Origin of the sequence: Lactobacillus sp. ESL0677 (genome assembly GCF_029392875.1) — a bacterium.
Classification (GTDB): Bacteria; Bacillota; Bacilli; order Lactobacillales; family Lactobacillaceae; genus Lactobacillus.
On sequence record NZ_CP113946.1, the window covers coordinates 642,459 to 662,164 of the forward strand.

12 protein-coding genes are annotated in these 19,706 nt (G+C 36.8%); 10 read left to right on the plus strand and 2 right to left on the minus strand.

Translation table 11 applies throughout. From position 1 onward, the window contains the following. The first annotated feature begins 100 nt into the window (after positions 1-100). From OZX76_RS03310 to OZX76_RS03345, 8 genes are all read left to right on the plus strand, one after another. The gene (locus OZX76_RS03310; RefSeq protein ID WP_277180923.1) at positions 101-373 is read left to right on the plus strand and encodes a hypothetical protein; all 273 of its coding nucleotides are present in this window, start codon (positions 101-103) and stop codon (positions 371-373) included. 1 nt (position 374) lies between these two features. Further along, positions 375-959: a Fic family protein gene (locus tag OZX76_RS03315; protein ID WP_277180925.1), complete on the plus strand. Its 585-nt coding sequence runs from the start codon at positions 375-377 to the stop codon at positions 957-959. Between the two features lie 654 nt (positions 960-1,613). After that, a complete protein-coding gene (locus OZX76_RS03320) occupies positions 1,614-2,429 on the plus strand; it encodes a Cof-type HAD-IIB family hydrolase (RefSeq protein ID WP_277180927.1) in 816 nt (271 codons plus the stop codon). Positions 2,430-2,447: 18 nt separating this feature from the next. Continuing rightward, the gene (locus OZX76_RS03325) at positions 2,448-2,879 is read left to right on the plus strand and encodes a CopY/TcrY family copper transport repressor (RefSeq protein ID WP_277180929.1); all 432 of its coding nucleotides are present in this window, start codon (positions 2,448-2,450) and stop codon (positions 2,877-2,879) included. 17 nt (positions 2,880-2,896) lie between these two features. Further along, positions 2,897-3,595 carry a hypothetical protein gene (locus tag OZX76_RS03330; RefSeq protein WP_277180931.1) on the plus strand — a complete coding sequence of 233 codons (699 nt, stop codon included), beginning with the start codon at positions 2,897-2,899 and terminating at the stop codon, positions 3,593-3,595. Positions 3,596-3,740: 145 nt separating this feature from the next. Beyond that, positions 3,741-7,004: a BspA family leucine-rich repeat surface protein gene (locus tag OZX76_RS03335; protein ID WP_277180933.1), complete on the plus strand. Its 3,264-nt coding sequence runs from the start codon at positions 3,741-3,743 to the stop codon at positions 7,002-7,004. Positions 7,005-7,366: 362 nt separating this feature from the next. Continuing rightward, positions 7,367-8,014 carry a UPF0236 family protein gene (locus tag OZX76_RS03340; protein WP_277180935.1) on the plus strand — a complete coding sequence of 216 codons (648 nt, stop codon included), beginning with the start codon at positions 7,367-7,369 and terminating at the stop codon, positions 8,012-8,014. Further along, entirely contained in the window at positions 8,014-8,766 is a 753-nt protein-coding gene (locus OZX76_RS03345) for a UPF0236 family protein (protein WP_277181482.1), read from the plus strand. Before OZX76_RS03340 ends, OZX76_RS03345 begins: the two co-directional genes overlap by 1 nt. Before the next feature lie 1,832 nt (positions 8,767-10,598). Here OZX76_RS03345 and OZX76_RS03350 read toward each other — a convergent pair. Together OZX76_RS03350 and OZX76_RS03355 are read right to left on the minus strand one after the other, a co-directional pair. Further along, a complete protein-coding gene (locus tag OZX76_RS03350) occupies positions 10,599-10,775 on the minus strand; it encodes a hypothetical protein (RefSeq protein WP_277180937.1) in 177 nt (58 codons plus the stop codon). Positions 10,776-11,074: 299 nt separating this feature from the next. Next, the gene (locus OZX76_RS03355; RefSeq protein ID WP_277180939.1) at positions 11,075-11,257 is read right to left on the minus strand and encodes a hypothetical protein; all 183 of its coding nucleotides are present in this window, start codon (positions 11,255-11,257) and stop codon (positions 11,075-11,077) included. Positions 11,258-11,715: 458 nt separating this feature from the next. Here OZX76_RS03355 and OZX76_RS03360 point away from each other — a divergent pair, with 458 nt between their 5' ends. Together OZX76_RS03360 and OZX76_RS03365 are read left to right on the plus strand one after the other, a co-directional pair. Then, positions 11,716-15,441, plus strand: coding sequence for a YSIRK-type signal peptide-containing protein (locus OZX76_RS03360; protein ID WP_277180941.1), 3,726 nt, complete (start codon positions 11,716-11,718; stop codon positions 15,439-15,441). A 134-nt stretch (positions 15,442-15,575) separates the two neighbouring features. Then, positions 15,576-18,971 (plus strand): pectate lyase-like adhesive domain-containing protein, encoded by a 3,396-nt coding sequence (locus tag OZX76_RS03365; RefSeq protein WP_277180943.1) that lies wholly within the window; start codon positions 15,576-15,578, stop codon positions 18,969-18,971. The last annotated feature ends 735 nt before the right edge of the window (positions 18,972-19,706 follow it).

Below are 19,706 nucleotides of genomic sequence, written 5' to 3' on the forward strand. Positions count from 1 at the left end.
CAATTAATATGCTTGTCAGCTTAGAGACTGAAAGCGTCTTTTAAATGACCAAAAGCGCTATAATTATGGTAAGGAGAGTGATAATGATGGAAGCAAGAAGGTGGCTAAGGAAACTGTGGCAACTAAGGAATTGACACCTGCCCAAGAAGAGAAAGCTTTTATGTCACAAACTGATCTAAAGAGTTTAACTATTATGGGCATCAAGTTCTCAACCCAAGAAAATTACTGGAAAACTAGGGACAGCATCCTCAACAGCATCTATGAAGGTCATCACCCAACCATTAGGGACGTCAAGGATGCCTATAAACAATTAGAAGAACATGTACCAATAGACCAAGTTGTAGCAGATATTATTAGCGAGTATCAAAATTAGCATGACTGATTGGATAAAACAAACCTTACAACCTAATGGTACCTTGAAAAATAAGCTAAATATCACTGATGCTGATAAATTAGCGGAGGCAGAATATCGGATTACTCAAGCCAGATATATAGGTGCTTCTCGTTATGAGATTAAAGATGTTAGTGCCCTCAACCAGATCCATGAATATCTTTTTGGCGACATCTATGACTGGGCAGGTAAATATCGACCAGGTGACTACCATAAAGGGAATACCAAATTCTTTCCTAGGAAACTTTTTGAAAATGCCATCAAGGACATTAATAGAAAGATTGACCATATCAATGAGGTAGATTATAAATCTGATAGCGTCCTAGCTGTTGATCTAGCAGACTTACTGCTAGAAGTTAATCAGTTTCACCCTTTTAGGGAGGGCAACCGTCGTACTCAGCGTCTATTTATTATCATGTTAGCAAGGCAAAAGGGCAAGACAATGCATTTGAGCAAAGTAGCTCCTGCCTATGAAGATTACATGACTGCCTGCAAAAGGGACGATAATGACCTAATGGCGCAAGCAATCATGAAAGCTTTCCAGAGAGCCATAGGCTATATGAGTTAACCATTGAACAATAGAAGGTAATGTGTTTCTTTCAGTTTATAATTAGCGCTAGTTAATATTCAGCATGATTGCATACCAATTTTAAACATGTTACAATATTGTTGTAAATAAAAAGAAGTCCTACTACTAATAGAACTTCTTAAACACAGGCTTCCGCTTTTAAAGAGCGGTGGTTAATTATAGTTTAACTAAAGGCTATCCCATAACCTGCCAAAGTTATAAGTGGGATGGTCTTTTTTGTCGTGATGGTTGCTGTCGATGTAAGTCAACATTGCAACTATCAATAATCCAAACTGCAACATTAAAGAAATTGCATCGTGGACGCTCATTAACTGTTATGCCTTTCAATAATTTGTCCCATGTTTCCATAGACAATCATCTCCTTGGAATTAAACAGCCACCGCACTTTAAAACTCTACCTATGTTCAATATCAATTATATCTTTATATTAGTTACTAACGCAAGAACAAAAGTCAAAATAAAGTTCCATCAAAACTATGGTATACTTGTCGTGAGAAAGGTGACTATTTGTAACGCGGTGGCGGTCATAATTGACCGCTTTTTATCTACCCAAAATAATATTATTTGGTTAGGGTGGTTTTTTGTCCCAAGTCTTTTGTATAATAAAGGGGATGAGTATGTGGGAGGCAACTAATGACGATTAAATTAATAGCAGTGGACCTGGATGGTACGTTGTTGACATCGACTAAGCAAATTTTGCCGGAAACGGAAAAGGCTCTTAAGCAGGCAAGCGCGCAAGGAGTCAAGGTAGTGCTGGCAACGGGACGACCATTATCTGGAGTGATGCAGTATAACAAGCAGCTGGGGTTAACAGGTAGTAACCAATATAATATTGTGTTTAATGGTGCCGTAATTCAAAATCTGGCGGGCAAGGTCCTAATGGATATGAAGATGAATTATCATGATTTTACAAATATGTTAAAGCTGCAACGGTTGGCGCATGTTAATTTGCACTTTGAGACGCCGGAGTGCTTTTGGACTTGCGATCGGGACCTTGCAATGCATCTTAATGTCAATGCTGCGGTTAATAATAGTATGATTAAGGTGCGCAAGGTTGAAGAAATCCCGCAAGACTTTACCTTTAATAAGGTGGGCTTTAGTATGATTGCAGATGAGGCAGAGGTTGACAAACTCTGGCATAATATTCCTGAGTGGGCCTTCGCGCAGTATGATGTCGTGCGTAGCTTTGCTAATATGGTGGAACTGAATGTCTTGGGTGCCTCAAAGGGTAACGCCTTAATGGATTTAGCAGCGCGGCTCAAGATTGGGCAACAACAAGTGATGGTCTTTGGCGATCAAGGTAATGACATCTCAATGTTTAATAATCCCGAGTTTACTAAGGTGGCAATGGGCAACGCAACAGAGCAGATTAAGACTAGCGCCGACTATGTTACTGATGATAACGATCATAATGGAATTGCGCGCGCACTTAAAAAGTTCGTTCTATAATAAATTTGAGTTGATAAAATGACAGAAAAGATTAAGGAACATAATATTTCTGAAGCAGAGTGGGAAGTCATGCGGATTGTCTGGACCCTGGGTGCAACACACACGGGAGACATAATTAAGCAGCTACAAGCCAAGAAGGATTGGTCAGAATCAACAATTAAGACCTTAATGGGTCGATTGGTCAAAAAAGGCTTACTAAAAACCCGTAAGGATGGGCGGCGGTTTGTTTATACGGCAACAGTAACGGAAAATCAGATGATGGTTCAAGTTACGACTGAAATGATGAGCCACATGTGCGACATGCACAAGGGTCAAATGCTGATTGAAATCCTGCATGGTATGCCACTGTCGCAGGATGACATTGCAATAATGGAACAAGAATTGGCTCAGAAGGCGAAGACAGCACCTAAAATGGTTGATTGCAATTGTCTTAGCGTTCATGATTGTTAGGTAAGGAAGTATCCTTAATGAGGAAAATATTTGCTTGGATTGTGCGCGTAATCATGGTTATCGTGATTGGCACGTCTGGTTATTTAATGTTGAAGAGTCCTGTCACAGTTGGTGTGCCAGATGTGCGCCAAGTAGCACACGTAGCTTTAAATAAAAGCGCAACTAATGATGAATTACGGGCGTCACTCAAGTTGGCACAAAAAACGGGTTTAGAGAATAAAATTTTGCGTCAATTACCAGAGCAGTATCGTTATGACTTGTCTTATAGTCACTTGTATAACTTAGGGGTTACTTATGAAGCTAATGGTGAATTAACTGCGAAAAATCTGCACATTCCGCAAACTAATAATGTCCAAAAGGTATTTAGCAATTATCTGATAAAGGCGCTTAACCAACAGCTGCAGCGGGATGATAAGCAGCTCGAGCAAGTAATTACGATTTTTCATTGTGTGATTTTGGTGATTTTGTTAGCCTTTCTCTTAGCAGCACTAATGGTAGTCTTTGGTAAGTATGGCGCCGCTCTCGTTCTCTTGCTAGCTGCGATAGGGTCGTTCGGCATGCTGCAGTATTGTGCAGGTCAATTAGCACAAAATTTGCGTGTCCAATTAGCTGTTAACATCAGCTTGGTTACCTCAGAAGAGCTTTGGCTGGCACTCTGGTTGGGGATTGGTGGAGCCATTATCTGGCCAGTCTGCTTGCGCCTAACTAAAAAATAGTGTATATAGTAATGTTATAATAAACTTTAATATAGAAAAAACAGTAGTAAAATTTAAATTTTACTACTGTTTTTGTATTGTATTAATTGATGATCGCGCTTATAATGAAAGCGGAAACAATATTTGGATAGAAAAGGAGATAGTTATGATAGGTAAGAATAACTTTTCGGAAAAGTTGAAACAAATATCAAGTATAAATAAACAGCCACACTTTTCGATTAGGAAGTTAACAGTAGGCGCTGTATCAGTACTATTGGGCTTTAGCTTTGTAGCGATTAACCAGCAAGTGGTTAAGGCTGATATTGCTAGTCCAGCGGTAAGTAAACAAGCAGAGAGTTTAAATACGTACTCTGCTCTCAATAAATTTTTGCGTACAGATGCCGAGACTGATAAAACTTCAAATACTGTCGCAACGGAAAAGCCAGCGATATCGTCAGCTACTGAGCAACAGCCACAAAAACCAGCAGTTAATACTTCTACTACTACATCGATTCCTACAGAAAAGCCAACATCGATTGAGCCACAAAAACCGGCAGTTAACAATGATTTAGCTGAAGCTGCGACTCATTTGCAAACTAACATTGCAACTGCTAACACATTTATGCAGACTGAAAATTATGCTCAGGCAGCTGCAGAAGAGAAAGCTGACTTGCAGTTAGCCGTTAATGATGGTCAAGTAATACTAGATAAGTATAGTAAATTGAATACTGTATCTGATATGCAGGTCCAAGTTAAGACTGAGGTAATAGCAACTGATCAAGTTACTGTAGCAGCTTTGAATGATGCAAGTACAAAAATCAAGCGAGCATTGACTATTATTCTGCAGGAACAAGCAACTAACTCTGTTAAAGTTGCTACTGACGGTGATTGTGATTTGTTGTGGGATGATAATTCTGAGACATTACATGTTATGGCGGGAATAAAGGGTAATCATTTAGCTAATGCCTTGTCTGCTAATTTGACTGAGGACTTATATAGTCAAATAGTTCATATTAAGATCGATGATAACCTTGTTTTACCGGCTAATAGTTCCTTTATGTTTTCAGGACCATCAATTTTTAAAGGCTTAAATTCACTAACAGATATTACTGGTTTGCAAAATTTAGATACTAGTCAGGTAACGAGCATGGCCGATATGTTTGCTGGAGATAGAAATTTGCAAAGCTTAGATTTGACAGGCTTTAATACGTCTCAAGTAACAAATATGGACATGATGTTTGACAGTAATATTAAATTAAAAGCTTTAGATTTAAGCATGTTTGATACCAGTCATGTGGGCAATATGTCCAGTATGTTTAATAATTGTCATAATCTAGTCGAGCTAAATGTAAGTAGTTTTGATACTAGTAATGCTCTCTTTATTTCTGGTATGTTCGGTAACTGTTACGGTTTACGAAGCTTAGACTTAAGTAGTTTTAATACTAGTAAGGCAGAATACTTTAATCTTATGTTCTCCGGCATGGGTTCAAAGTATAATTTTATTTTAACTATGCCAGCACAAAAATTTGCGGTTAACAGTGGTTTGAATGATGGTCGTAGCTTTATCCAGGCAGTTGATGCTGCTGATGGTGGCACCATTACGCATCCAGTAGGAACTATCTATAGCCCAGCAGAATTCCAAGCGTTATATTCTTCAGCTAATCCACCAGCAGAAACGTATGTTATAAATTCGACTCATGATAGTGAGCGTTACACCGCAAGTGCTAAGTCAGCACCGTTATATGCAGCTGCTGGACAAGATCTTGCTAGTGCTAGTGAACAATATTTACAATTTACTGATCAAGCTGATCATTCAGTTAAGCCATTAGCAGAATTAGAAGCAACCACTGATTTATTTAATAAGCAAAATAAGATAGTTACTGCTGTTAAGTGGAGTGGTTCAAAAGTTGATGATCAAGGCCGATTAAGTAAGACAGCTACGGGTGAAGTTAATGTAATGGCAACTATTACTTATGGTGACGGTACGACTGCTAATGTACCCGTAACTTTAAAAGTAGTTAGATCAACTTCTACTTATCATGTTAGCGCTAAAGAAGGTGGAGTGCTTCAATTACATGCTGCCGATATTGGGACTGCTGCGACTAATGACTTGGTAGCCTTCCATGATCCAGCTGCTATTGATCGACTATTATCAGTAAATACAAGTGATGGTAGTGCAATTGATCCAAGCGCTGTAATTGATCACCTAGAGTGGACAAATAATGGTCAGCCGTCAACGGATTATCTTGCAATTAGTAATGGTCAGCCAACTAATTATGCATCAGCTGAAATTAGAGTTGTCTATACCGATGGTAAGAAGTCGAATCCAATCCAGATTAAGGCTGATATTGTTGGTGCAATTTTAAAAAATGATGCAAAAATTACAATGAATTCTAGCTTAAAACCTATTTCAGCAAGTGATAAAGTACCTAATGGTGCTGATTATCTCGACTTAAGTCATTTGGCTGATAAATATCCAGTTACTTATTACACTTGGTCTGATGATCCTGATCAAAATACAGATCTTAATATTAATTATGCTGATAATGGTACAACTAAAAATGCCTATTTGATGATTCATTATCAAGATGGGACGCAGCAAGCTGTGCCAGTAACAATTTTGATTAAGAGCCAGGCAGAAGTAGATCACTTTACCCAAATAGCACCAATCCAAGCACATGAAGCAAATGTTGAAAACACAGTTTTGGAAGCATTTCCTCAATTAACTAACGCTAATAATTGGGGCGAATTATTAAAAGGTAATTTAGATGATGTTAAGAGCATTAGCTGGTCGGATGAGGCAGCAGTTAAACAGTTATTGCAGAAAAAGGGTCAACATAGTGCCCAAATTGTGATTGAGTTTAAGGATGAGTCTAAACAAATAATGGAAGTAACAGTTCAAGTTAATGCAATTAATGCGATTGCCGCTGTGCAAAAAGAATTTCTTTCGAGCTTAACACCAGTTGACCATACGGTCAATGATCTTAAGGCAGTTAATTACCTTGACCTTAGTCAAATTGACTCTAGTCAAGTGACAGCTTATACTTGGTCAGGGGATGCCCAAGATACTACTGATCTTGATGTTAATTATGCTCACAGCCAGGGCGGCAGCTTGATGGCTTATATTATTGTTCATTATCAAGATGGGACTAAGCAGGCAGTGCTAGTACCAGTGAGAATTAAACCACAAAACCTGCAGTGGCAATTTAAGCAGACACAACCAATTACAATGCAGTTGAATGCTGTAGAAGCACCAGCAGAATTCAATAAGCCAAGTACTTTCTTAGCAAATGCTGATTTAATCACCAATATTGCATGGGTAGGTAATCCCGACACGAGCGCAGTTGGCTCAACAACGAGTGCAGTTAAGATAACTTTTGCCGATGGCACTAGTTTGATACATCTCATTCAGATTAATGTAGTTAAGTAGTCCTTTATAATTAGAAAATAATTTTGATAGATCAAGTGTTCTTTGTGAACAACTTGATCTATTTTTTCCCTTATATGACATACTTTTAGCTAGCTACAAAAGCGCCACAAGTCCAGCCAAGATTGCAATAACAGTATTCAAAAGATACTGGACTAAACCCTTTCCTTAGAATTTTACAGTTATAGCTTTTTTCTAAAAACCGTTAGTCCTTCAAACTAGAGCGGTTCTTTCGTGCTTACTTAAGAAGCAAAAACTTATTGCTGTTAGCGTAAAGTATTTGTGGGGAAAATAAAAAATAGAAGAGAACCTTCTGCTAAAATGTAGTTTGAACAAAATTTACATTCAGAAAGGTTTTCTTCTATATGACTAGTTTACTACAAGATTTACAGCTTTTGTTAGATAATTTAACTACTGATACTAATAAGCTGCTGGACTGTCAGCTTACTTTCGATGATGTCTTAGAAACATTCATGCAGAAATTGCGCCATTGGGGTTTAAAGCTAATTGGTTCTTATCTTGAGCAGCTTGATGCTAGTTATAAGCAGTTGCCTAGTCGCAAAAAGCAGTATGAAGTTAAAGCCATGCGTACATGTATTAAGCAGACTTTGTATGGGCAATTAACTTTTAAGCGTACTTATTACCAAGATAAACAAGACCAACATTATTTCTTTTGGCTTGATCAAGCCTTAGCTTTCACCAAGTATAGCCGGATGACCTTAGGCTTTAAGGCGGCTGTTTTAGAAAACGTAGCTAAATATCATTATCAGGCAGCCATTGATTTGCTTAAATACAGTGAAATCCATTCTAAAACAACAGTTATGAACATTGTTCATCGTGAGGGCCCACTACTGCCTAATCAGCCTGATCAGGTGCAAGCACGAAATAAGCAAATTGTTTATTTAGAGGCTGATGAAGATCATGTTGCTTTTCAAGATGGCAGTAACCATTTTATGAAGTTAGTGTACTTACACACGAAGGTTATGATGACAGTCAAAAACGCCATCACTTAATTAAGCCTAAATATTTTACTGGTACTTATGCTGGCGCGGCTAATGAACAGCTGTGGGACGAGGTGCTATGTTATTTAGAAGCCAATTATCCGCAAGCTAAGCAGTTTTATCTTGCTGGTGATGGCGCGCCTTGGATTAAGGCGGGCGCTAAATATTTACCTAACTGTAAGTTTGTCTTGGATCGCTTTCATTTGTTAAAGTATTGCCGTCAAGCCGCTGTTAATACTAAGGCAGCTGCTGCTTATAGTTTATATCATTGGGCTTTAAGCGGTCAGCGGGACAAAGTAGAATTATACTTTAAAACTCGCTTTAGTGATCCCGACTTAACATCAACGCAAATTGCCGCTCTTCACCAAGCTAAAACTTATCTATTAGGTAATTGGCAGGCAATTTTAAATACGCAAGAAGCAGCTTATCAGCGTTGCACCGCTGAAGGTCACATTAGTCATTATTTGTCAGAGCGGCTGAGTTCAAGACCAATGGGCTGGAGTAAGGTAGGAGCTGAAAGTGTAGCCAGAAGCATTATCTTCCAGTTAAATGGCGGCGATATTAGCCAATATTTGCTTAACGAGCAACGAAAAGCTGCTAAAGAGCAAAGAATTAGACAAGTAGACCATCGTTTTAAGGCAAAGAACAGACCGTATTATGAGCATTTTCAAGCAGACTTTGGCGAAACGGCCAAGACACATTATTGGAATCAAGGGATCATTAATGGCGGGCAGATATTTGATTTACCCGAGCAAATAATTTAAAAGCGAAAACTACAAATAGCAGCAGGTAAAGGCTTAAAGTTTATTACCCACAAAAAGTTGACACTAACCTTATTGTCACCAAAATTGCATACTAATTGCACGCGTGCTACAATATAGCTGTAAATAAAAAAGAAGTCCTACGGTAATAGGACTTCTTAACATGAGTTTCCGCTTAAAAGCGGTGACTTCACAGATTTTTTAACAAAAACCGTTAGTCCGTTAAACTAGAGCGGTTTTTTGTATGCTTGAATTTTTTCCAAGCAGCAATACAATGCCGTAACTTGTCCGGTGTCTTGGCAGCAGTATCTAACAAACTATTAAATAGCTTAATAATTCAATTTTTAACTTTATTTGGTGCTTACTTAAGAAGCAAAAATTTATTGCTCACCAAAATTGCATACCAACTTTGAGCGTGCTACAATATAGCTGTAAATAAAAATGAAGCCCTACTGGATATAGGACTTCTTAACATGAGTTTCCGCCTAAAAGCGGTGACTTAACGATGTTTTAATAAAAACCGCCAGCCTATAAACTAGAGCGGTTTTTTTCGTGCTTGGATTTCTTCCAAGCAGCAATACAATGCCGTAACTTTTTTGGTGTTTTCGCAGCATTATCTAACAAACTATTAAATAGCTTAATAATTCGATTAGCTAGCCATAAAAGCACCATAAGCCAAGCAAAGATTGCAATAACGGTATCCAAAAGATACTGGACTAAGTCCTTTCTTTAGGATTTTGCAGTTATAGTTTTTTACACCATACGCATCATCTCCCAGTCGAGAAATTAGTCACCGCGTTCTAGCTTCTACTCATGTTAGATTAATTATAACAAAATAAAGTTGCAATTAGGCAAGTTATTTTTTATTCGGAAGCCAAAACTTATTGCTCACCAAAATTGCATACCAACTTTGACAGTGCTACAATATAGTTGTAAATAAAAGAAGCCCTGTTGGTATCAGGACTTCTTAACATGAGTTTCCGCTTAAAAGCGGTGACTTAACAGTTTTTTCTAAAAACCGCCAGACTACAAACTAGAGCGGTTTTTTTCGTGCTTGAATTTTTTCCAAGCAGCAATACAATGCCGTAACTTTTTTGGTGTTTTCGCAGCAGTATCTAACAAACTATTAAATAGCTTAATAATTCGATTAGCTAGCCATAAGAACACCACAAGTCCAGCAAAGATTGCAATAACGGTATCCAAAAGATACTGGACTAAATCCTTTCTTTAGAATTTTGCGATTACAGCTTTTTACACCATACGCATCATCTCCCAGTCGAGAAATTAATCACCGCGTTCTAGCTTCTACTCATGTTAGATTAATTATAGCAAAATAAAGCTGCAATTAGGCAAGTTATTTTTATTCGGAAGCAAAAAACTTATTGTCACCAAAATTGCATACTAATTGCACGCGTGCTACAATATAGCTGTAAATAAAAAAGAAGTCCTACGGTAATAGGACTTCTTAACATGAGTTTCCGCTTAAAAGCGGTGACTTCACAGATTTTTTAACAAAAACCGTTAGTCCGTTAAACTAGAGCGGTTTTTTGTATGCTTGAATTTTTTCCAAGCAGCAATATAATGCCGTAACTTGTCCGGTGTCTTGGCAGCAGTATCTAACAAACTATTAAATAGCTTAATAATTCAATTTTTAACTTTATTTGGTGCTTACTTAAGAAGCAAAAATTTATTGCTCACCAAAATTGCATACCAACTTTGAGCGTGCTACAATATAGCTGTAAATAAAAATGAAGCCCTACTGGATATAGGACTTCTTAACATGAGTTTCCGCCTAAAAGCGGTGACTTAACGATGTTTTAATAAAAACCGCCAGCCTATAAACTAGAGCGGTTTTTTTCGTGCTTGGATTTCTTCCAAGCAGCAATGCAATGCCGTAAATTATCTGGTGTCTTGGCAGCAGTATCTAACAAACTATTAAATAGCTTAATAATTCGATTAGCTAGCCATAAAAGCGCCACAAGTCCAGCCAAGATTGCAATAACAGTATCCAATAGGGTACTGGACTAAATCCTTTCTTTAGGATTTTGCAGTTATAGCTTTTTACACCATACGCATCATCTCCAGTCGAGAAATTAGTCACCGCGTTCTAGCTCCTACTCATGTTAGATTAATTATAGCAAAATAAAGTTGTAATTAGGTAAGGAATTTTTATTCGGAAGCGAGAATTGCATACTAATTGCACGCGTGCTACAATATAGCTGTAAATAAAAAAGAAGTCCTACGGTAATAGGACTTCTTAACATGAGTTTCCGCATAAAAGCGGTGACTTAATGATTTTTTGTCAAAACCGCTAGTGCTTCAAACTAGAGCGGTTTTTTTCGTGCTTGAATTTTTTCCAAGCAGCAATACAATGCCGTAACTTTTTTGGCGTCTTCGCAGCAGTATCTAACAAACTATTAAACAGCTTAATAATCCGATTAGCTAGCCATAAAAGCACCACAAGTCCAGCAAAGATTTCAATAACAGTATCCAATAGAGTACTGGACTAATACCTTCCCTTAAAATTTTGCAGATATAGTTTTTTACACCATACGCATCATCTCCAGTCGAGAAATTAGTCACCGCGTTCTAGCTTCTACTCATGTTAGATTAATTATAGCAAAATAAAGTTGCGATTAGACAAGTAAATCTAAATATTGACCGGACCTTATCCAGTATGATACTTGCTTGCGGCTAAATTGAAAGGTAACAATAAATAACGAATAGTAAAGTTAATAAAGAGCGCAGTAACGCTTTATTTTTTGTGCTTAAAAATAAATTTAGCTATGCAAAAAGTGATAAAAAAAGCGATTATTTGGGGCTTGGTGACGGCTAAAATTACCGCTAATAGTGGCGGATATTTTTAAGTGTATATTTACATTTTAAAATTTATGTTTTAGAATACCTTTGTATTTGTAAGAAAAAAGTAATACATACAGAGGATAATAAAATATGGTAGGAAAAAACAATTTTAAAGAGAAATTACGGCAAATGGTCACACAAAATAAGCGTGAACACTTTGCAATTAGAAAGTTGACTGTTGGTGCAGTCTCGGTCTTGCTCGGCGTGACCTTCTTAGGGGTAAATAACCAGACGGCTAAGGCCGATACAGTAACATCAACTCCAGCTACGCAGACTAAGAAGCAGCCTGACCTTACAACTTATCAGGCATTAAAGTCATTCTTAAAGAGTGACGATCAGGCAGCACAAGCCAATGCCAAGCCAGCACCGACCACTAATACTAACAAGTCGCAAGCAAATGATGTAACTAGTCAACCAGCACCAACTGCGTCGACGAAGCCAGCAGCCACCACAAATACGACCACTAACATTACCAGTAATGATCCTGCAACAACTAAGCCAACTGCTACAACAAATACAAGTACTGATATTACCAATGATGATAATACAACTACTAAACCAGCAGTAACAACTCAAGATCAGGTTAAGCCGCAAGATGGCACGTTAGATTACAATGGGGTGTCACGAGCTACAACTGATGGTAAAGCTTTCGATAAAACTACTGACTCAACAGTTTATGTTGGTAACTGGAATGATTTATTTAATTCATATACAAATTCAAATATTAGTAAGATTGAAATTATCAATAACATTCAGTTCACGGGTACGCCGGGAATGTCAAGTGGCGTCAATATTAGCATCCCTGGTCGAAATTTGATAGTCGAATCAGGTGGAGACAATATTCCGGCTGGAGGCTATATAATTGACTTTAAAATGTACAGTCCCATAGATCTTGATACAGGTAATAAGGCATTAATGGATATTACATATCATAACTTACAATTATATTGCCAAAGTTTCTTGGGTATTATGAATACAGTTGACCAAACTGATGGCTATTCGAAAGTAACTCTTGACAATGTTAAATTTACAGGTTCTCAAGTTTTATATTCAGGACAATTTACTTATGTTTATATCAAAAATAATTTTAATGCTAATGTTGTAAAATCCTATAAAAACCCACTTGACTCTACTGATACTGCCGATTGGCTTACGCAAGGATCTGATGGTCAACAAGCCTTTGAATTAAGTGAGTCAGGTGAAAAAATAACTTTTACCAAAGGCTGCCATGCAGAACTTTCTACCAGTGATGGTAATGTAATCCAAATGTTCAACCATGCCAGTTCAGAAGACGATATGAGTACTGTTGTAGATCCCAATAATCCTAAAAAGTTCTTGCCACTTATGAGTCAAGTTATTATTCAAAGCGGTGCCGATGTAACCCTTAATCCGCGCCGTAACCCTGCGCAGTGGGATGAAAACCCTCAAACGACCTTCAAATCATCAGGAATTTACTTTCGTCAAGGAACTGTTGGCAGGGTTCAAGTTGATAAAAATGCTAAGTTAACAATTAACGTTGGTTCTGACTTTGATGGGGCTCCAGATGCCTTTACGGGTACTCTTGACCGGCATAAAACGTCTGCAATTGTATTGAATGGTGCCAACGCTAAAATCATTGATGACGGTACTATTAATGTCAACACGAACGGTGACATTAGCAACGTTTCTGTATTAAACGTTCCCGGTAATATACTAATCTACGATGGTGGGGATTTACAGGTTAACCCTGGAGCCGCACTTAATATTATTGGTCGAAATATGCAAAAATTTACCGGTAAGCTACTTTATATCGGAGGTAAAGCTGACTTAGATGGTGGTAGCTTGGATATTGAATTACAAGATGATCCTAATTATCCAAATGATCCTGCTCATGGTGCAGGTGAAAAGAGTATTAACTTAGTTGATGTTGCTAGCAACACGGCCTTAAAGGTTAATAACCCTAAAAAGCTGGTTTTGAATGCCTCACTTAACAAGGCTCCTGGCACTAGTATTATTGGTGATAATGAAATTGATATTACTAATGTTCGGCAAAAATTCGACTTTTCGTCATTGTTCCCTGACTTACCCACCATTACCTTGCCACCTTTCCACTTATTAAAGGTTCAGAAGAACAAGGGTAATGGTCACATTGAGGTCTTGGCTAACGGGATTGAAGTTTTAAACGGTAAGTTGCCATTAAGTGAAACCGCTGTAAACAATATCAGCGATGCTATTACTGCTTATCCTGAAATTGGTCAAGTCTTAATGCAGGCATTTAATGCTGATAGTCTAGCTGACTTGTCGCAAAAACTAGACATACTGATTAATGGTATCAGTTATGATGATCTGTTTGTCCAAATTATTGATCAGGCTTTTTCAGACACTAATAATATTGGTTATAATAATATTTCCATGATCCCGACTAATAGCGGAGGCTTTCTCAATATCGAAGATGATAATGGTATTTTAGGAGAAGCTTCATATCATCAAGATATGAAAGATGGTTCAGTAACAATTAGTGGTAAAATTGTCAACTACGACCCTAACCTTGATGGTCCTAAACAATCTAATAATATGTTTAGTCAAATCATGCCCGTTGGTACTGATGCTTATATTATTGCTAAGATCGGTAATGGTAAAGATGTTTATGTTGATCCTAAGAATGTTATACCTGATCCTTATAAAGAAACTAATGATGGTCAAGATTCTACTAATGTAACCAATGATTTGCCACATACATTTACTGCTAAAGCTAACGCAGATGGGACATTTAGTTTTAAGATACCTGCAGGTACAGTTGTTACGGGAGATACAATTAGTTTAACCCCAGAAGCTAACTTTATCGGGCTAGATCCTGAAGATAAGGATCATACATCAGTTATAGTTCAAATTGGGAATATTGCTGACTTGTCTCAAATTAAGATTTCGGCTGATAACAGTATTGATCAAGGCTTAGAAATTGCTAAACAACGGATTATAGCTTCAGGCTTGTCTGAACCTGACCAGCAAGAATTCTTAGATGCTGTCCAAGATGCCCATGACAATGATGAGTATTACATTGATAATGCAACGACCTTTACCACAGTTAATACTTATCTAACGTACGCTTATGACACTTATAATCAAGAAGGTGCTAAGTCAGAGTTTAAGTATTATGTTCAGCAGTGTGAGCAGAAGTTAAATATTACTGATGCGGATAAAGATATGCAGACAGTCATTAATAATACGATGACCTTATGTAATGGGGCAATTGCCACCTCAATTCATAGTGATCACGTTGAGAGTAAAACAGAGAACTGCCTAACTAATCAGAATCGTGACTGGGCAGAAGGTTATGCATTAGATCGGTTCAAGTGTTGGGTTAATGATCAGATGAGTGCATTAGTTACCAAACAAATGAACACTTGTAAAAATAACCCAAGCTTAAACCTAACAGCTGATCAAATCGCGAGTCTAAAGGATAGATCCCATACAGTCTTAATTTTTGCACAATCAGATGTAACCAGTGCTAGTGATATTGATGTAGTAGTAGAGAAGTATCAGGCAGGTGTAAAGCAGATTAATGACTTCTTTACGACTAATTTAAATAGTATTTCACGTGACCAGGCTATCCAAGGATTGAGAGATGAACTTGCAAAAGTTACTGCTAAAATAAGTAATGGTGAAGGTGAATATGCTAGTTTAACAACTTTACAAAGAAATCAATTGATTTCAGTTGTGAATAATGCAGCTATGACTGGGATTTTGGCTGTTATGAATTGCTCGGATGCTGATGTAACAAATAATTATAATGCTGGTTTAGCTGGTATTGATAATGCAGCTAAACTAACTATATAATACTTTTGTAAAGATACTAAATAACCTAATTGTTAAAAGTAACAATTAGGTTATTTTTGTATTGCAACAGATAAAGATGATGTTTTATAATGAAAGCGAATTCAAGTAAGCGTATATTAAAAGGAGAATTTAGCATGAAAAAGCGAAAATATTCTGAGGCGCAAGGACGTTTTGCAATTAGGAAGTTAACAGTGGGGGTAACTTCTGTCTTATTAGGATTAGTCTGTCTAGGTGTTAATCAGCAAGTAGTTAAGGCTGATACTGAGGCTACGGCACAATCTGCAACTACACAACAAACAAAAGAACTTGATAGTTATCAAGGATTAAACAAATTTCTTAAGACTAAGCAAGATGTGCCAGAAGATACTAGAGCCAATCATGATGCTAATCAAGCAAAGGAAAGTACACCAATTGTTCAATCAGCGCAACCAGTAGAAAAAACGCAATCTGATTTTGATTATCATGCACCATCAAAGCCGACTACTGATGGTGCTGATATTACTACAACTACCGATAAGGAAGTTGGTGTTGCTAATTGGCAAGACTTGTGTGGTGCCTTAGCTAATCCTAACATTATTAAGATTAAAGTAACCCATGATATTACTAATAATGCTAGTCAAGGTGACGGCAATGATGGTGATAAATATATCAAGATGAATCAGGATAGTGTTCGTTATTTAACAATTGAATCGGATCCAGATGCTAACACAAGATACACAATTGACTTTAAACACTTTCGCTTGCGACCACAGAATAATGGTGATGCAAATAAAACGGGTTGTGACTTAACTTTTAGTAATTTAAATTTATGGAGTTCAACGTATTATGGCTTGGTTGAAGCTGAAGAAGTTAATAGTAAGATTACTTTTAATGATATTACTTTCCACGGTAGTCAGATGCTCTATACTGGCAACAAGGGAATTGAAATTCATTATAGAAATCGTGTAGAAGCTGATACAGTATTGCGCTATGACAGTCCAGTTGATAATGAGAGGCAAGTCAATTGGGACGATGATACACAACAGTTGTTAGAGTTACGTGGTGATGGCTCACATTATCAGGAAGTTTACTTTGATGATAACTGTAACTTCACGTCGGCTACTACTGGTGGCAATATTATTGAAATGCATGGTGCTAAAAGTAGTATAGTTGTTGGTATAAATGCTAACGTTACGCTAGCACCCAAGCAAAATAATTTTACTGGTGTTAACGTTGCTCAGAATACTGGTAAGGCATCAGCAATAGACATGTCTGGTCAAGGTAAAATTGTAATTAAACAGTGGGGCACGTTAAACATTAATGTTGGCAGTAGTACCTTTAATGGTCAGCTTGATGCTAAAGCTGCGGCAGCAATTACCATGTTAGATGTTGGCTCTGAGATTATCGTTGTTCGTAATGGCAGGATTAATATTAATACCAATGGTGATATTAGTGATAGTTGGCGTGGACAAGCGAACGCACTTGTTTATACTGCAGGAGTATTAAATATTCAAGGAACATTCACTTTAACAGGCACTAATATGCAGGAATATGCTGGTGCGTTACTCGATGTTGGCAACACTATCAATGTAGATTCGGGCTCATTAATTGTTAAAACGACAGGGACAGGATTAACTGGTGCCGGAATGGGTAAGTATCAGTTGGTTAATGCAGAGAAAGTAAATGGCTTGATGATAAATAATCCTAAGCAAATAGTTATTAATTCACAAGCTAATCCGAACGCGCAGGCATTAAAGGTCAGCCACATTACTCTTAATGATACTAGACGTCAATTTACGTTGCCTGATGCGTCAATAATTACGTTACCACCAGTACATGTAGTGTCAGTTAATTTATCTAATAAAACGGTTAAAGTAAGTCACTTAGAATTGTTAAATGGTGAATTATGTCCTACTCAAAGTACTATTGATCGAATTAATGCTCAAAATGATAGCACCAAAGTTGCAGTAGCAAAATTGTGTGGCTTTAGTGATGTTAGTGCAATGCAGGCTCAGTTACAAAAGGATGTAGATAATAAGGTTGACTTTGATCAAATCTTTACTAATGTAATAGGACAAACTGCAACTGATCCTACTAATCCGGGGTATAACAATATTTCCTTTATTTCAGCTAATCCTAGTGGTTATTTGAATATAGCAGACGATAATGGTATTGTAGGACAAGCTTCTTATCATCAAGACATGAAAGATGGCTCAGTCATCATTACGGGTAAAGTAGTTAATTATAATAACGACATTGATGGCCCTGCTCAGCAAGGTAATATGTTTAGTAATGTGATGCCTGTGGGAACAAGTGCCTATGTAATTGCTCAATTTAGTGATCATAGTGTCTACACGGATCCTAAGCACTTAGTGCAAGATCCTTATGAAAATACTAATGATGGGGAGGATCCTACTAACATAACTGATGATTTGTCACATGAGTTTACTGCTAAGGCTAACGCAGATGGTACATTTAGTTTCAAGATACCTGCAAACTATCCTGAACTGCATAGTGGTATGAGCATTGCTTTGACACCAGAAGCTAATTTTATTGAACTTGATCCTGCAGGAACATTAAAGCCAGCTTCAGTTCAAATTGGGAACATTGCCGACTTGTCTCAAATTAAGATTACGGCTGATAACAATATTGATCAAGGCTTAGAAATTGCTAAACAACGGATTATAGCTTCAGGCTTGTCTGAAGCTGACCAGCAAGAGTTCTTAGATGCTGTCCAAGATGCCCATGACAATGATGAGTATTACATTGATAATGCAACGACCTTTACCACAGTTAATACTTATCTAACGTACGCTTATGACACTTATAATCAAGAAGGTGCTAAGTCAGAGTTCAAGTATTATGTTCAGCAGTGTGAGCAGAAGTTAAATATTACTGATGCGGATAAAGATATGCAGACAGTCATTAATAATACGATGACCTTATGTAATGGGGCAATTGCCACCTCAATTCATAGTGATCACGTTGAGAGTAAAACAGAGAACTGCCTAACTAATCAGAATCGTGACTGGGCAGAAGGTTATGCATTAGATCGGTTCAAGTGTTGGGTTAATGATCAGATGAGTGCATTAGTTACCAAACAAATGAACACTTGTAAAAATAACCCAAGCTTAAACCTAACAGCTGATCAAATTGCGAGTCTAAAGGATAGATCCCATACAGTCTTAACTTTTGCACAATCAGATGTAACCAGTGCTAGTGATATTGATGTAGTAGTAGAGAAGTATCAGGCAGGCATTAAGCAGATTAATGACTTCTTTACAACTAATTTGTATAGTATTTCTAGAAATTCTTACTTAGATGAATTACAAGCATATTCTATTACACAAAAGAACGTGTTAAAGACTCTTAAAAAGTTGCCAAGAGCAACAAGAAATAAGTATAGACTTGAAATAAATAATGTAACTTTAGATAGCTTTAATATAATTTCTGACTGTGATGGTGCAGATTTAACCACCAACTATAATGATTTTAAAGCTAAAGTTGATGCTATAATTAGTGCTGCTACCGCTGAAAATAATAAGTTATAATTGACGGATTAAAGTTGAATACTAAATAACCTAATTGTTGAAAGTAACAATTAGGTTATTTTTGATCTCTTTTACAAGTCCTGCTAATAAATTTAAACAATAAATTAAATTCGCTTTAAGTAATTATGTTTAAAATTCTTTTTTAGAACAAATCTAAATCTTAATAATAAAATTTAAAAATATTATTTCCTGCTTAAATTAAGATATGAATTTTAAAATTGATTTTGTATTGCTTTAACTGGTATTGAAACAAAACGGAGCAAAAATGCTAGTAAATCTTAATGCATGCGGTTGAAATTAATGTTGTGCGGTAATTATTAATAATTTTAAGAAGGTCACCAATAATTGGTGATTTTTTTGTGGGAAAATTAATATTTTTAAAATAATTAAATATAATTTAAAGATTTAAAAGCGATTGCAGTAAAATAATGAAAACTATACAAAAAAAGTTTTTTACAAATTTTCAAAATTAGCTATTTTTTCTTAGTTTTTTGCTAAGTTGTTATTTTATCTTACCGCCATGACAAGATTGGTATCTACAGCAGATGATAGATCCTGTGATAATTCGGTTACAAAGTAGTTGCTGTTATTTTTCACTTGTTAAAAAATGTACAAATATGTATTGAAATACAGTTAAATATAATTATAATTAATACAGTATATCGTTAGCTATATGCTAACCAAAAGCTGCTATTCTAGGTTAGATTATGGTTAGTCAAACTAAAGACTCTGCAA

Bases quoted from the DNA above. Each gene is read 5' to 3' on its own strand.
- OZX76_RS03315 (WP_277180925.1), top strand. From the start codon at position 375: ATGACTGATTGGATAAAACAAACCTTACAACCTAATGGTACCTTGAAA.
- OZX76_RS03340 (WP_277180935.1), top strand. From the start codon at position 7,367: ATGACTAGTTTACTACAAGATTTACAGCTTTTGTTAGATAATTTAACT.
- OZX76_RS03330 (WP_277180931.1), top strand. From the start codon at position 2,897: ATGAGGAAAATATTTGCTTGGATTGTGCGCGTAATCATGGTTATCGTG.
- OZX76_RS03335 (WP_277180933.1), top strand. From the start codon at position 3,741: ATGATAGGTAAGAATAACTTTTCGGAAAAGTTGAAACAAATATCAAGT.
- OZX76_RS03360 (WP_277180941.1), top strand. From the start codon at position 11,716: ATGGTAGGAAAAAACAATTTTAAAGAGAAATTACGGCAAATGGTCACA.
- OZX76_RS03365 (WP_277180943.1), top strand. From the start codon at position 15,576: ATGAAAAAGCGAAAATATTCTGAGGCGCAAGGACGTTTTGCAATTAGG.
- OZX76_RS03320 (WP_277180927.1), top strand. From the start codon at position 1,614: ATGACGATTAAATTAATAGCAGTGGACCTGGATGGTACGTTGTTGACA.
- OZX76_RS03325 (WP_277180929.1), top strand. From the start codon at position 2,448: ATGACAGAAAAGATTAAGGAACATAATATTTCTGAAGCAGAGTGGGAA.